The following is a 14,262-nucleotide window of genomic DNA, read 5'->3' on the forward strand; positions in this document are numbered from 1 at the left end:
CTCCGCTCTTCCATTTCTCGCAAGATTCTGTATATTTACGCGTTTACCCGCGGGGTGTCCCGCATCGCTAACAGTTCAGTCTGAGCCAGGACAGCACATGGTCACGATTCGTTTGTCCCGTGGTGGTTCGAAGAAGAACCCCTTCTATCAGGTCGTTGTTGCCGACGTGCGCGCCAAGCGCGACGGTCGCTACATCGAGCGCCTCGGTTTCTACAACCCGAATGCCAAGGGTGGTGAGGTCGAGCTGCGCATCAACCGCGAGCGCGCCGACTACTGGCTCGGCCAGGGCGCCCAGCCGACCGACCGCGCCGCGCAGCTGCTCAAGCAGGCTGCCAAGGACGTCGAGGCCGTCGCGGCCTGAGACGGCACGGGATGACGGGCGCGATGACTGATCGGTCGCCGTCGACGCGGCGCATCGTGCTCGGGCGCATTGCCGGCGTCTATGGCGTGCGCGGCTGGGTGCGGGTGTTCTCCGAGACCGATCCACGTGAGGGCATCCTCCACTACAGCCAATGGCTGCTCGGTCCCGAGGCGCGGCCCCGCAAGCTCTGCGAGGGCAAGCGTCACGGCAAGGGTCTGGTCGCCCGGCTCGAGGGCTGCGATGACCGTGATCAGGCCGCCGCGCTGGTCGGTCAGGAGATCGCCATCACCCGCGATCAACTGCCGCCGCCGCGCGCCGACGAGTTCTACTGGTGCGACCTCGAGCAGCTCGAGGTGCACACCACCGAAGGGCAGTCGCTCGGTCGCATCAGCCACCTGTTCGCCACCGGCGCCAACGACGTGCTGGTGGTGAAGGGTGAGCGCGAGCGACTGATCCCCTTCGTGTGGGAAGATGTCGTCAAGCAGGTGGACTTCGCCGCCGGCCGCGTCGAGGTCGACTGGGACCCCGACTTCTGAGCGGCCCCGAGGCCGAACAGAGAGTCCATGCGCCATGCGTTTCGACGTCATCACCCTGTTCCCCGAGATGTTCGGCACCTTCGCCGAACAGGGCGTCACCGGGCGGGCGCTGACCCGTGGGCTGGCTGCGTTGCAGCTGTGGAATCCGCGCGATTTCACCCACGACGTGCACCGCACCGTCGACGATCGTCCCTACGGGGGCGGACCGGGGATGGTGATGAAGGTCGAGCCGCTGCGCGCGGCCATCGCCGCCGCGCGCGCGGCGGCGCCGGCGAGCCGGGTCGCCTATCTCTCGCCCCAGGGGCGGGTGCTCGATCAGGCCGCGATGGTCGAGATCGCCACGCAACCGGGGTGGATCCTGCTCGCCGGGCGCTACGAGGGTGTCGACGAGCGGCTGATCGAGGGGCACGTCGACGAGGAATGGTCAATCGGAGACTATGTCCTCAGCGGCGGCGAGCTGCCGGCCATGGTGGTGATGGACGCGGTGATCCGGCTGCTGCCGGGCGCGCTCGGACACGCCGATTCGGCGCGTCAGGATTCACACATGGACGGGCTACTGGACTGCCCCCATTACACACGACCGGAGCGGATCGACGGAGAGGAGGTCCCTGCGGTGCTGGTCGGCGGCGATCACCGCGCGATCGAACGTTGGCGGTTGCGCCAGGCGCTAGGGCGGACCTGGTTGCGCCGACCGGAAATGCTGGAGCGGCGAGGCCTGAGTGCGGACGAACAGGCGCTGCTCGATGACTTCGTCCGGGCCCATCATGCCGATGGCGCCGGGTAAGAACAGGAGCCTAAGGAAACCATGAGCAACATCATTCAACAGCTCGAGAACGAGCAGATCACCCGTGAAGTGCCGGATTTCGCCCCGGGCGACACCGTCGTCGTCCAGGTGCGCGTGAAGGAAGGCAACCGTGAGCGCCTGCAGGCGTTCGAGGGCGTGGTGATCGCCATCCGTAACCGCGGTCTGAACTCCGCCTTCACCGTGCGCAAGATCTCCCACGGCGAGGGCGTCGAGCGCGTCTTCCAGACCCACAGCCCGACCATCGCCGGGATCGAGGTCAAGCGCAAGGGCGACGTGCGTCGCGCCAAGCTCTACTACCTGCGCGAGCGTTCCGGCAAGGCCGCCCGCATCAAGGAAAAGGTCTGAGGTTCGTGGCGGCCGCCCGCCCGGGCGGTCGCGCGTTCTGGACGCCTTGTCCCGGACCTTCCTCTGGCACGATTACGAGACCTGGGGCGCCGACCCCCGGCGTGATCGTGCCTGTCAGTTCGCCGCTGTGCGCACCAATGCCGAGCTCGAAGAGATCGGCGATCCGCTGGTGCTCTACTGCCGCCCGGCCACCGACCTGCTGCCCCATCCCGACGCCTGCCTGATCACCGGCATCACGCCGCAGCTGGCCGCGCGCGAGGGGGTGTGCGAGGCCGAGTTCGCCGCCGCCATCCATGCCGAACTGGCCACCCCCGGTACCTGCGGGGTCGGTTACAACAGCCTGCGCTTCGATGACGAGGTCACCCGTCATCTGCTCTATCGCAACCTGTTCGATCCCTACGCCCGCGAGTGGCGCAACGGCAACTCGCGCTGGGACCTGATCGACACCCTGCGTCTGGCCCACGCGCTGCGCCCCGAGGGCATCGCCTGGCCGCGACACGAGGACGGCTCCACCTCGTTCCGGCTCGAGGCGCTGAGCGCGGCCAACGGCATCGAGCACGGTCAGGCGCACGACGCGCTGGCCGACGTGCGCGCCACCATCGCCCTGGCGCGGCTGCTCAAGCGTGCCCAGCCGCGGCTGTTCGACTACGCCCTGACGCTGCGCGACAAGCGCCAGGCGCGCGCGCTGATCGATCGCGGACAGCCGCTGCTCCACGCCTCGGCGCGCTACCCGGCCGCACTCGGCTGCATCGCCCCGATCGCCGCGCTCGCCCCCCATCCGGGCAACCCTAACGGGGTGCTCTGTTTCGACCTGCGCCACCACCCGGCGCTGCTGCTCGACACCCCGGTCGATGAGCTGCGCGCGCGTCTGTTCACCCCGGCCGCGGCGCGCGGCGCCGATGTGCAGCGCCCGCCGCTCAAGACCGTGCACCTCAACCGCGCCCCGGTGCTCGCCCCGCTCAAGACCCTGGGGGCGGAGGCCGCGGCGCGCTGGCAGATCGACCCCGCTGCGGTCGAACAGCACGCCCGCTTCGCCGCCGAGCACGCCGCCGAGCTGGCCAAGCGGGCGCGGGCGCTGTTCGACACCCCGCCCGCGGCCGAGACCGACCCCGACCTGATGCTCTACGGCGGCGGCTTCCTTGGCGATCGCGACCGCCGCCTGCTCGACGAGCTGCGGCGCTTGCCGCCGGCGCAGCTCGTCGGGCTCGCCCCGGCGTTCGAGGACCCGCGCCTGCCGGAGATGCTGTTTCGCTACCGCGCGCGCAACTGGCCCGAGACCCTCTCACCGGAGGAGCGCGAGCGCTGGGACGGCTATCGTCTGGCGCGTCTGACCGAGCCCGATGGGGGCGCGAGCCTCACCATCGACGACTTCGAGCAGCGGCTTGCCGAACTCGACGCCGAGGGCCTCGACCCCGCCCGCGCCCGCGTGCTCGAAGCGCTCGCCGACTGGGCCGAGCAGGTCCTCGACATCGCCCCCTGAGCCGCCCTCAGCAGGCCAGCTCCACCGACAGTACGCGGATGTACTGCTCGTCGAACTCCCAGCGGATATTGCGATCGTAGAGCTGCAGCCCGAAGCGGCGCCGCTCTGGGTAGCGGTCCATGTAGCCGGGGCGCGGATCCTGGGTCAACACCTGCTCGATCAGCGCGCGCAGCCCCAGTCGACCGTCCGGGTCGGCCTGGGCGATGCCCTCGAGCGCGGCGGCCTCGAAGCGGATCGGGCGCAGACACACCACCCGCTCCTGGGCAAAGCCGCTGCGCGCGTCGTGCAGCGCGTCGGCATAGGGGACATAAGGCTTGATGTCGAGCACCGGGGTGCCGTCGAGCAGATCGATCCCGCGCAGCTTCAGCGCCAGTCCGTTGCCGTCGCGTTCCAGCCCCTCGTGCGCCACCGCCGAGATGCCGATCGGGTTGGGCCGATAGGGCGCGCGACTGGCGAACACCCCCACCGTCGCGCGCCCGCCGAGCCGGGGCGGGCGCACCGTCGGGCGCCACCCGGCATCGAGACAGTCGTCGTGGAAGACGAACACCACCCAGACGTGAGAGAAACCCTCCAGCGCCTTGAACGCCTCCTCGCGGGCGTACTCGGGACAGAGTTCGAGCCGGGCGTGGGCGGCCTCGACCAGTCGCGGCTGGCGAGGGATGCCGAACTTGTCGGTATAGGGCGAGCGGATGAAACCAATGGGGTCGAAACTGAAGGACATCGAGACTCCGTGTGCGTGTGGACCCTGAGCCGGGCGCGGGCGCCCGGCAAAAGGGTCCAGCCTACCATTTCGGCGCCGTCTCAGAGCAGCAGCTTGAACGCGAGCAGCCCGCCGAGGGTCAGCGTCAGCACGCCGACCGCGCTCCGGATCAGCGCCTCGGGCAGGCGGCGCACCGTGACCGTGGCCAGCGGCACCGAGAGCAGCGCCCCGGCGCTCAGCGGCAGCGCCAGCGACCAGTCGATGCCACCGCCGAGCAACAGATAGGCGATGAGCCCGATCAGGCAGGTGAGCGCCTCGGCCATCGAGGTGATCGCCACCGCCTGACGCGGCGCCACCCCCGAGACCACCTGTCCCGAGGTTACCAACGGCCCGTAGCCGCCCCCGCTCAGTCCCTTGTTGAAGGCCGCGATCGAGCCGATGGCGAGGATCCCCGCCGGGCGATAGCGCAGTCGGCGGCGCGCGGTGATCAGCGTGACCAGCCCCATGCCGAGCACGATCACCGCGATCGCCACCGAGAACCACTGGGTCGAGAGCCGGACGGCCAACAGCACCGCGCTGATCGCGCCCACCGCGCTCAGCGTCGCCAGCAGCCAGAAGGTGCGCCGCGCCTGGTGATCGCGGCGCAGGTCGATGTTGCCGTCGCGGTGGTGCAGCAGCCCGGCGGCGAGCCCGGTGAGCAGCTCCGAGAGCAGCACCGCGGGGACGATCTGCAGCGGCGCGAAGCCGGCGAGCAGCAGCAGCGGGGTGAGGGTGGTGCCATAGCCCATGCCGAGACTGGAGTCGAGATACTCGCAGAGCAGCGCGGCGGCGAACACTGCCAGCAGTGCCGCGCTGCCGAGGCTGATCCACTCGGGATCGAACAGCCCCTGCTCGACCAGCGGGTCGCGCGCCAGCAGCGCGAGCACCACGCTCGAGACCAGGACCGCCCACAGCAGCAGACGACGACGATGGGTGCGGTAGACATCGGAGAGGGTCGCGACGGTGGCGACGGCGGCATTCATGGGTCGGGACTCCTTGGGTTCGATTGGTGGAAGATTGCGCTCCCCCTTGAACAAGAACCGGGCCAGGATGTGCCGGGATCGCCCAAGTCATTGAACGGGAAACCCTGTCAGGATGATGGGAGGAGCCCGAGCACGGGCAGGGCGCTGTTCGTGCCGTTCCATATCACGGATAATCCGTTTTATTGAATGGCTTGCCCACGAAATGAAACGGATATGGACGATCAGGACCCGATACTGCTCGCACTGTGGCGCGCGCTCTGTTGTCGCCCGGCGCTCTGCGAGGGCGCGCCCGCGCTCTCGGCGCTACTCGCCGGGCACCTCGCCCACGACTGGCTGCTGCTGCTCGAACTCGACCCCGCGCAGGGTCGGCTGCAACCGTTGGGGTGGGGCGGCGCGCCGCCCCCGGCGCTGATCCGCGCGCGCACGCCGAGCGCCGATCAGCGCGCGCGGCTGCGGCGCTGGTGCCTGTGCGGCGAGGCACGGGTCGCGCCGCTCGCCGCGCTCGCCGACGACCTCCCCGGGCTGCTGCCGACGGGGCTGGCGGGGCGGGGCGGGGCGCTCGGACTCGCCCTCGACGACGAGGCGCTGGGCGTGCTGCTGCTCGGTGGCCCGCTCGACGCCGGGGCCGAGCGGCTGCTGCACGCCATCGCCCACCCCTGCGCGGTGGCGCTGCGCAACGACCGCCATCTGCGCGAACTGGCGCGGCTGCGTGAGAGTGCCGAGGCCGATCGTCACTCGCTGCTCACCCGGCTCGGTCGACAGGGACTCGGCGACACCCTGATCGGCGCCGAGGGCGGACTGCGCGGGGTGATGCAGGGCGTCGAGCAGGTCGCCCCCACCGACACCCCGGTGCTGCTGCTCGGCGAGACCGGCTCGGGCAAGGAGGTGATCGCGCGCGCCATCCACGCCCGTTCGCGTCGCGCCGAGGCGCCCTTCGTGCGCGTCAACTGCGGCGCCATCCCGCCGGAGCTGGCCGACTCCGAGCTGTTCGGCCACGAGCGCGGCAGCTTCACCGGCGCCACCAGTCGGCGTCAGGGCTGGTTCGAGCGCGCCGACGGCGGCACCCTGCTGCTCGACGAGATCGGTGAGTTGCCGCTCGCCGTCCAGGTGCGGCTGCTGCGCATCCTCCAGGACGGCAGCTTCGAGCGTGTCGGCGGTCAGCAGCCGTTGCGCGCCGACGTGCGGCTGATCGCCGCCACCCATCGCGACCTCCACGCGATGGTCGCCGACGGGCGCTTCCGTGAGGACCTGTGGTATCGCATCAACGTCTTCCCGCTGCGCCTGCCGGCGCTGCGCGAGCGCCGCGACGACATCCCCGCGCTGGCCGCGCACCTCGCGCGCAAGTCGGCGCTGCGCCTCGGGCTGGCGCCGCAGCAGCCGAGCACCGATGAATTGGCGCTGCTGCTCGACTACCCCTGGCCGGGCAACGTGCGCGAACTCGGCGCGGTGATCGAGCGCGCCGCCATCTTGGGCGAAGGGCGCGGGCTGGCCATCGCCCAGGCGCTCGGCGCCGGTGGGCCGGGCGCGCCACGCCCGCACGCCGCGACCGCGCCCGCCGTCGAGTCAGACAGCATCGCGCCGCTCGATCAGGTGGTGCGCGCACACATCGCCGCCGCTCTGCGCCATACCCGGGGCCGGATCGAGGGTCCACACGGCGCTGCGCGCCTGCTCGCGCTCAACCCCAACACTCTGCGCTCGCGGATGCGTCGGCTGGGGTTGACCGCGCGCGATTTCCGCGACTGAGCCACGCCGCGCGACGATCGCGCTTGTGCGCGCTCGCCGAATCGGCGAGACTCGGGGCATGTCACAAGTCCTCGTCCTCGTTCATCGCCCCCGATACGTCGCTCGCCTCATGCGCTGGCTGACGCGTCGCCGCGTGCCCGGGTGAACCGAAGACGACTGTCCCTGCGTGACTTCGATTCCCTTCCCAGGCCGCGGCATCCCCCGCGGCCTTTTTCGTTCTCGTATCCGTGCAATGGAGGTTTCAGGTGTCGGTTCCAGCGGCATTCATCGGTGTGGTCCTGATCTGGTCGACCACGCCACTGGCGATCAAGTGGAGCAGCGAGGCCGGCGCCCAGTTCGGCGCCACCGCGCGCATGGTCCTCGGCGTCTTCCTCTGTCTGGTGCTGGTGGCGGTGATGAGCCGCCGCATGCGCTGGAACCGCGCGGCGCTGCTGACCTATGTCGCCGCCGGGCTCGGCATCTGGGGCTCGATGAGCTGCGTCTACTGGGCGGCGCAGTTCATCTCCTCGGGGCTGATCTCGGTGCTGTTCGGGCTGACCCCGGTGGTCACCGCGCTGATGGCCGCCGTCTGGCTCGGCGAGCGCGCGCTCACCCCGGCGCGCCTGCTCGGCATCGCCGTCGGCATCGGCGGGCTGTGGCTGATCTTCGCCCAGGGGCTGGCGCTCGGCGCTCAGGCGCTGCTGGGCATGGCCGGGGTGCTGGTGACGGTGGTGATCCACTCGGCCAGCGCGGTCTGGATCAAGCGCATCGGCGCGCGCCTGCACCCGGTCGAGACCACCACCGGCGCGCTGCTGATCGCGGTGCCGCTGTTCCTGCTGAGCTGGGGGCTGAGCGAGGGCTTCGCGCTGCCGGCGACGCTACCGCCGCGCGCGCTCTGGTCGATCCTCTACCTGGCGGTGTTCGGCTCGACCCTGGGCTTCATCCTCTACTACTTCGTGCTCCACCACATGCAGGCGAGCCGGGTGGCGCTGATCCCGCTCATCACCCCGGTGCTCGCCCTGCTCCTCGGCCACCTCGTCAACGACGAACTGCTGACCCCGAGGATCTGGCTCGGCAGCCTCACCATCCTCGCCGGCCTCGCCCTGTTCGAGTGGGGCGACCAGTGGTGGCGGCGTTGGCGGGTGGTGCGGTGAGCTGGAGACATCCCCGCGTGTGCGGGGAACACAGGCCCCGTCCGGCGTACTGCCCATCGAGAACCGGTTCATCCCCGCATGCGCGGGGAACACCAACGGTTGCCGCATCTCCCAGGCCGAGATCAGCGGTTCATCCCCGCATGCGCGGGGAACACGATCACGCCACCATAGCGCTCTGACTTATCGGCGGTTCATCCCCGCATGCGCGGGGAACACCCGCCAACGCCCGCGTCGTCACCGTCGCCGCACGGTTCATCCCCGCATGCGCGGGGAACACCGTGACCTGATGAACGACGCCGACCCGGTAAGCCGGTTCATCCCCGCATGCGCGGGGAACACTCTGAGTGATCCCGTTTCCCTCGGCCAGCCTCCGGTTCATCCCCGCATGCGCGGGGAACACGTCCCGAGGCCGGAGACGATGAGAGCGCCCTTCGGTTCATCCCCGCATGCGCGGGGAACACAGGGAGATCTCGACCAAGCCAGGCTCAGGACTCGGTTCATCCCCGCATGCGCGGGGAACACACCTTCAACACGCCTGCTATCTCCCTTAATTGCGGTTCATCCCCGCATGCGCGGGGAACACGAAGCACTCGAACGCGTCTTGGAAGGCGCTATCGGTTCATCCCCGCATGCGCGGGGAACACTTCTCGATCTTCTCCCGGGCGCGCTTGTCGGCCGGTTCATCCCCGCATGCGCGGGGAACACGATGCCGCCGAGCAAGGTGCTGCGGGCCGTGTCGGTTCATCCCCGCATGCGCGGGGAACACGTGGTCAGGGAACAATAGCGGGTGCTGTAGAGCGGTTCATCCCCGCATGCGCGGGGAACACCCGCGCGCGGTTCGTCATCTACTACGCTAACGCCGGTTCATCCCCGCATGCGCGGGGAACACGAGCCCCCTCGTTGCGTTCTGTTATGGTTCGGCGGTTCATCCCCGCATGCGCGGGGAACACGTGCCCGTTCGATTCGATCCCGTTTATGGGGTCGGTTCATCCCCGCATGCGCGGGGAACACGACTACAAAGAAGCGGACCAAGTGATCGAAAACGGTTCATCCCCGCATGCGCGGGGAACACGCAGATAGATGCTCCGCCGGCCAGCCGCGAGCCGGTTCATCCCCGCATGCGCGGGGAACACGAGCCGATAGCGCCGTCTCCTCGGCCCCTTCCCGGTTCATCCCCGCATGCGCGGGGAACACTCCTCGTCCACCCCGATCGCCACCAGCCACGCCGGTTCATCCCCGCATGCGCGGGGAACACTTCAGCGCCGTGCGGAACGCGTCGACGGTGATCGGTTCATCCCCGCATGCGCGGGGAACACAGGCCTCGGCGGCTGATGAGCGTGACCGCGAGCGGTTCATCCCCGCATGCGCGGGGAACACCTCGTGCGTCGCTCGTATTTTGGGCGCGACTACGGTTCATCCCCGCATGCGCGGGGAACACTCGTGGGGTAATGACTCATGGCTATCCTGTTGCGGTTCATCCCCGCATGCGCGGGGAACACGCAGCGCAGGCGGAGCCAAGCGGGATGCCACCCGGTTCATCCCCGCATGCGCGGGGAACACTCGTTGTCGATAGTGATGGTTGAGTCGGTGACCGGTTCATCCCCGCATGCGCGGGGAACACGCGCTCGATCACGCCCTTGTCCATGTAGTAGTCGGTTCATCCCCGCATGCGCGGGGAACACGTACAAAGCGCTCAAGCGGGCGGGGATTGCAGACGGTTCATCCCCGCATGCGCGGGGAACACACAGAACGCAACGAGGGGGCTCATTGCAGTCTCGGTTCATCCCCGCATGCGCGGGGAACACCTTCTCGTCGCCAAACGCGGCGCTGCAATTCTGCGGTTCATCCCCGCATGCGCGGGGAACACTCTTCGCGTATTTGCATGATTCAGCGAAGAAAAATACGCGCCTCTGAATCTACCAGATTTGCGGGTTCTATCGAAGGGGGTGGTTTTTCGATCATCGTGAGGGGTCCGATGGGGGTGGGGGGAGGAAGCTGACGAGTCTGAGTCCGTCGAAATCGACGGGGATGCGCCGGTTCTCGCCGATGGTGCGGAAGTCGTAGCCGGACTCGGTGTTGGTGCTCCAGGCCATGACCGCGTTGCCGTCCTCGACGCCGGCGAGGAGTTGCTCCCAGATGAACTCGCGCAGCCGCTTGGAGGGGGTGCCGATATAGACGCCGGCGCGGATCTCCAGCAGCCACACCGCCAGCCGGCCGCGTAGCCGGGGTGGGACGTTCTCAGTGACGATGACCAGCATCGCCGAGTCCTTCCGGGGTGGGGATGGCGGGAGGGATGTTTTCCGGTGCCGGTGGTGGTGGCGCGAGTTCGCCGGCGGCCAGGACGTCCTCGATCATCGGGATCAGCTTGCCGAGCAGCTTGGTCTGGCGGAAGACGTCGCGGCAGGCCAGCCTGACCTCGCGTTCGGGGTTTTGCGGAGCCTTGGCGGCGATCCGGAACGCGACCGGCACGACGGTCTCGAACTTGACGATGTCGGCGATATCGTAGACGAACGACAGCGGTTTGCCGGTGTGGATGAAGCCGACCGCCGGGGCATAGCCGGCGGCCAGCACCGCGGCCTCGGTGATGCCGTAGAGACAGGCGGTGGCCGAGGAGAGACAGGTGTTGGGCAGATCGCTGGTGTCCCAGTCCTTGGGGTCGTAGCGGCGCCCCTTCCAGCGCACGCCGTAGCTCTTGGCCTGCTCGGCATAGATCTTCTTGACCCGGATGCCCTCGATCCCGCGCAACTGGTCGACGCTGCGCCGCTGCGGCGGCTCTTCGCCGAAGCGCAGCGCGTACATGCGTCGCACGACGCGCAATCGCGCCTGGTCGTCGAGCGCGAGCCGGGCCTGGTGGAGCAGGCGATCGGCGCGGGCGCCGCCCGGCTGGCCGGAGGCGTAGAGCCGGACCCCGGCCTCGCCGACCCACACCAGCAGTGTCCCACCCGGGCGGCGAGCGCCGCCGCCCGGTGCGAGACGCGGGTGCCGGGTTCGAGCATGATGCAGGCGATGCTGCCGACCGGGATGTGGGTCCGCACGCCCTTGGTGTCGATGACGACGAAGGCGCCGTCGAGCACGTCGATCTCGCCGTATTCGATGAAGATCAGCGAGATGCGCTCTTTCATCGCGATGGGTTCGAGTGGTGGCAGCATGTGGTGCTCCGTGCGCGGTGTTGGCCTGTTCCCTGGGTCTGCCGGTGCGCTCAGTCGATGCCGCTGGGCGCGCGCCGGACCAGTAGCAGTCCGCAGCCGAGCCCCTTGGCCGGCCCGATGCCGTTCTCCAGCAGTCCGACCAGCGCCGCTGGATCGGTCACCCTGAGGATGCCTTCGTAGCCGACGGTGGCGATCTTGCCGCTGCGCTGCTTGCGCCTGAAATGGCTCGGCGGGTGTGGCTGGACGACGGCGTGCTCGATCTCGGCGGCGCCGGCGAGCTTGCGGATCAGCCACTGTTGCTGATCGGTCTCACGGGTGAGCGGGACGCGGCAGGTGTCGTGCCGCTTGCCCGGTTTGTCGGCATGGTGGGCGTCGCGGATGGTCTTGACCGGGTTGGCGGTGAGCACGAAGGCGAGTCGCTGGCCGACGCTCGGTCGGGGGTCAAACGCACGACTGGCGATCAGGCGCAGGTCCGTGTGGGGCTGCGGTGGTTGGCGCGACTGCACCAGTACCCGGGTCGGCTGCCCCGGTTGTTGCTGCTCGATCCGGAACAGAAAGCCCTGCCGGGGTTGCTCGGGGCTGCTCCGGGGTTCGCGCGGTTGCTCGGGGAACAGCCGCCACAGCGCGCGGTGGATGGCGTAGCGATCGGGGGCCGCGCGCGGCGGGATCTCGGCTCGACTGAGGATCATGCCTCTCCCTCCTGCCGGTGCAGATAGACCAGCCGATTGGCGAACTGACGCCGGCGCGGATCGTGTGGGACGTCGCGTATCGGGATGGTGCGCCCGTGCGCCAGCCGCTGCTCGGTGTAGATCGGGCCGCCCGTGGGTGGAGACCCGTCGAGCGCGGCGAGCGCATCCGCGGCCTCGATCACGCCGTCGGTGACCAGCGGGTGGGCGAGTGGGCAGGAGCGTCTGCCGAGCACCGGAGTGAACAGCGGTCGGCGCAGCGCGGCGGCGATGCGATCGAGGTCGAACGCGGTATCGGGTCGAGCGCCGATGGCGACGGTGAAGCTGGCGTCGAACAGGTACTCGCGGTGCGACTGGATGGGATGGCGGTTGGTCGAGCCGTCGACCTTCCGGGCATCGAGCACGGTGTGGTAGTCGCGCTCGCGGATTGCCGACTTGTCGCTCGACTCGCTCTCCTCGGGGCGTTGGGCCTTGCGGTCGGCGCGCACGCTGATCTCGATGCTCGCCGCGAGCGCGCTGATGCGCTCGGCGTCACCACGCGCGATCCCGAGACAGGCGCCGAGCAGCCCGACCAGGGCGCTGCGGGTGGGGAAGGCGTTGCTCGGGCGATAGTCCTCGAAGGTGTGGGTGCCCCAGGACTGCATCGGACCGTCGAGACGCAGGATGAGATATCTGGCCATCTGCAGTGTCCTCAGCTGTGGCCGTCCTCGCGCAGCCAGGTCTGGAGCGCGGGCAGGGTGTCGAGGTGCGGCGGGGTCTCGGCGGTGGCGTCGTCGAGGGTGAAGACGCGCGCCGTCTCATTGAGTCCATAGGCGCGGTTGAGTCGCCGCCAGTAGTCGAGCATGGTCTCTATCGACGGGCGCAGATAGCCGCCCTCGCGGTCCTTGGGGACGGGGCTCTCGAAGGCGTTGGCCAGCGAGATCGGCTGGTCGGCGAGGCTGACCAGGGCGCAGTCGGCGATGTTGTGGGCGGCGAAGGACTGCTGCTTGGCCTCCGGCACCACGGTGGTCATCAGTTGCAGCACATGGGCTGCGATGGCGAGCGCGCGGGCGCGGCCCGCGGCGGTCTCGGGGGCGTCGATGGTGTCGAGCAGGCCGAGGTTGTACTGCAGTTGGCGCAGGTTGAGGCTGGCGTAGCGGTAGAAGACGCCCGCCGAGAACTGTTGCACGTTGAGGTGCCCGGCGCCGCTCTCGCCGGCGTCCTGGGTGAGGTCGTCGACGGCGGTGAACCAGTCGATGTCCTGCGGCTCGACGGTGTGGGTGGTGAGGGCGTGGGCGACGGCCAGGGCGCCGTCGACACCGTGGATCAGCTCGGAGTTGGCCATCCGCCCGGAGAGCGCGACATCGAGGTCGAGCTGGTGGCGCAGGCGCTGCTCGAGTTCCTTGACCGCCTGCTTGAGATGGGTGATGCGCGCCTTCTCCGTCGCCAGCGCGGCGGCCTCGCGCAGCAGGCCGCCGATGGCTTCGATCTCGTGGCTGGAGAAGGGGATGATCTGGGTCTCGATGTGACCGCTCTTGGCGCGCACGTACCTCTGGATCTCGGCCTCCTTGGTCTTGCCCTCGAAGATCGCGGCGACATAGAGGGCGCACTGCTCGAAGGCCGCGGCGTCGATGCCGGAATCCGGGTCGAGGTCGGCGACCAACTGGTCGAGCAGACGGCGGGTGCGGGTCGAGCGGCTGAACGCCTGGCGGTAGGTGTCGCTGAAGCGGAAGGCGCGCTTGAGCGACTGGCTGGAGATGCGCACCCGGGTCTTGCCGCCGAAGATGGCCGTCTTCTGCTGCCCCATGTCGTCGCGGTTGAGACACGAGGGGCTGTGCGAGATGAGGACGTGGAGGTTGACGAAGTTCGGGCGGCTCATGCGGCATCTCCTTGATCGAGCGAATAGAGGTTGAGATAGAAGTCTTCGACGAAGCGGCGCTTGCACCGGTCGCTCCAGAACTGGGCGAGTCTGGCGACCTCCAACCAGCCGACCGGGGCCTGACTGTGCAGGTGGATCAGCAGTCGGCGGAAGGCGATCAGGTCCTGTGGCGCGGTGTCGCGGGCCATCTGGATGATGCGCCGCTCGTGGATGTGCTCGGCGCAGCGTTGGGCGAGTGGTTGCGCGCTCTCGACCTCCTTGCACCAGGGCAGCAGGAAGGCCTGCCGCAGTTGTTGATCCGTGGGCCGCACGCCCGGGAACAGCCGGTAGAGCCCGGCGCAGTCACGCAGGGTGTCGGGGTGGTCGACCCGGCGCAGTTCGGCCTGCAGTCCGTTGGGCAGGGCGGCGTGGCGCGCGTGGAGGTCGCGGAATTCCTGCATTTGA

Annotated in this window: 14 protein-coding genes, 1 pseudogene and 1 CRISPR repeat array; of the genes and pseudogenes, 7 read left to right on the plus strand and 8 right to left on the minus strand. The window is 69.2% G+C overall.

The genetic code is table 11. From position 1 onward, the window contains the following. Window positions 1–97 precede the first annotated feature (97 nt). From rpsP to sbcB, 5 genes are read left to right on the plus strand one after another with little or no spacing between them, the layout of a single operon-like run. On the plus strand, window positions 98–361 hold the full coding sequence (gene rpsP, locus MARPU_RS07215; RefSeq protein WP_005223780.1) for a 30S ribosomal protein S16: 264 nt from the start codon (window positions 98–100) through the stop codon (window positions 359–361). A gap of 23 nt (window positions 362–384) precedes the next feature. Beyond that, the gene (gene rimM / locus MARPU_RS07220; RefSeq protein ID WP_025275183.1) at window positions 385–897 is read left to right on the plus strand and encodes a ribosome maturation factor RimM; all 513 of its coding nucleotides are present in this window, start codon (window positions 385–387) and stop codon (window positions 895–897) included. A 34-nt stretch (window positions 898–931) separates the two neighbouring features. Next, window positions 932–1,681: a tRNA (guanosine(37)-N1)-methyltransferase TrmD gene (gene trmD, locus MARPU_RS07225; RefSeq protein WP_005223778.1), complete on the plus strand. Its 750-nt coding sequence runs from the start codon at window positions 932–934 to the stop codon at window positions 1,679–1,681. 21 nt (window positions 1,682–1,702) lie between these two features. Further along, on the plus strand, window positions 1,703–2,047 hold the full coding sequence (gene rplS, locus MARPU_RS07230) for a 50S ribosomal protein L19 (RefSeq protein ID WP_005223777.1): 345 nt from the start codon (window positions 1,703–1,705) through the stop codon (window positions 2,045–2,047). Window positions 2,048–2,093: 46 nt separating this feature from the next. Continuing rightward, on the plus strand, window positions 2,094–3,527 hold the full coding sequence (gene sbcB, locus MARPU_RS07235) for an exodeoxyribonuclease I (protein WP_005223776.1): 1,434 nt from the start codon (window positions 2,094–2,096) through the stop codon (window positions 3,525–3,527). Window positions 3,528–3,534: 7 nt separating this feature from the next. Here sbcB and tsaA read toward each other — a convergent pair whose 3' ends face one another. Next, the gene (gene tsaA / locus MARPU_RS07240) at window positions 3,535–4,248 is read right to left on the minus strand and encodes a tRNA (N6-threonylcarbamoyladenosine(37)-N6)-methyltransferase TrmO (RefSeq protein ID WP_005223775.1); all 714 of its coding nucleotides are present in this window, start codon (window positions 4,246–4,248) and stop codon (window positions 3,535–3,537) included. An 80-nt stretch (window positions 4,249–4,328) separates the two neighbouring features. Further along, on the minus strand, window positions 4,329–5,249 hold the full coding sequence (locus tag MARPU_RS07245) for a sulfite exporter TauE/SafE family protein (RefSeq protein WP_005223774.1): 921 nt from the start codon (window positions 5,247–5,249) through the stop codon (window positions 4,329–4,331). Between the two features lie 213 nt (window positions 5,250–5,462). Between MARPU_RS07245 and MARPU_RS07250 the strand changes: the two genes are divergently transcribed. Both MARPU_RS07250 and MARPU_RS07255 read left to right on the plus strand, forming a co-directional pair. Further along, the gene (locus MARPU_RS07250; RefSeq protein WP_025275184.1) at window positions 5,463–6,992 is read left to right on the plus strand and encodes a sigma-54 interaction domain-containing protein; all 1,530 of its coding nucleotides are present in this window, start codon (window positions 5,463–5,465) and stop codon (window positions 6,990–6,992) included. Between the two features lie 245 nt (window positions 6,993–7,237). After that, window positions 7,238–8,125, plus strand: a complete 888-nt coding sequence (locus tag MARPU_RS07255; protein WP_005223772.1) for a DMT family transporter — start codon at window positions 7,238–7,240, stop codon at window positions 8,123–8,125. Window positions 8,126–8,189: 64 nt separating this feature from the next. Beyond that, window positions 8,190–9,992: a CRISPR direct-repeat array (repeat unit 29 nt; unit sequence CGGTTCATCCCCGCATGCGCGGGGAACAC). Between the two features lie 91 nt (window positions 9,993–10,083). Here MARPU_RS07255 and cas2e read toward each other — a convergent pair. From cas2e to MARPU_RS07285, 6 genes and pseudogenes are all read right to left on the minus strand, one after another. Beyond that, the gene (gene cas2e / locus MARPU_RS07260; protein WP_005223771.1) at window positions 10,084–10,383 is read right to left on the minus strand and encodes a type I-E CRISPR-associated endoribonuclease Cas2e; all 300 of its coding nucleotides are present in this window, start codon (window positions 10,381–10,383) and stop codon (window positions 10,084–10,086) included. Beyond that, a pseudogene (gene cas1e / locus MARPU_RS07265) lies at window positions 10,364–11,274 on the minus strand (type I-E CRISPR-associated endonuclease Cas1e). The gene cas2e and the pseudogene cas1e overlap by 20 nt, the downstream one beginning before the upstream one ends. 50 nt (window positions 11,275–11,324) lie before the next feature. Next, the gene (gene cas6e, locus MARPU_RS07270) at window positions 11,325–11,963 is read right to left on the minus strand and encodes a type I-E CRISPR-associated protein Cas6/Cse3/CasE (protein ID WP_005223769.1); all 639 of its coding nucleotides are present in this window, start codon (window positions 11,961–11,963) and stop codon (window positions 11,325–11,327) included. Beyond that, window positions 11,960–12,640, minus strand: coding sequence for a type I-E CRISPR-associated protein Cas5/CasD (cas5e, locus tag MARPU_RS07275; RefSeq protein ID WP_005223768.1), 681 nt, complete (start codon window positions 12,638–12,640; stop codon window positions 11,960–11,962). Before cas5e ends, cas6e begins: the two co-directional genes overlap by 4 nt. 11 nt (window positions 12,641–12,651) lie before the next feature. Continuing rightward, a complete protein-coding gene (gene cas7e, locus MARPU_RS07280) occupies window positions 12,652–13,818 on the minus strand; it encodes a type I-E CRISPR-associated protein Cas7/Cse4/CasC (protein ID WP_005223767.1) in 1,167 nt (388 codons plus the stop codon). Further along, window positions 13,815–14,258 carry a hypothetical protein gene (locus MARPU_RS07285; RefSeq protein ID WP_043763279.1) on the minus strand — a complete coding sequence of 148 codons (444 nt, stop codon included), beginning with the start codon at window positions 14,256–14,258 and terminating at the stop codon, window positions 13,815–13,817. Before MARPU_RS07285 ends, cas7e begins: the two co-directional genes overlap by 4 nt. Between the last annotated feature and the right edge of the window lie 4 nt (window positions 14,259–14,262).

It is taken from the genome of Marichromatium purpuratum 984 (assembly GCF_000224005.2).
Lineage (GTDB): Bacteria > Pseudomonadota > Gammaproteobacteria > Chromatiales > Chromatiaceae > Marichromatium > Marichromatium purpuratum.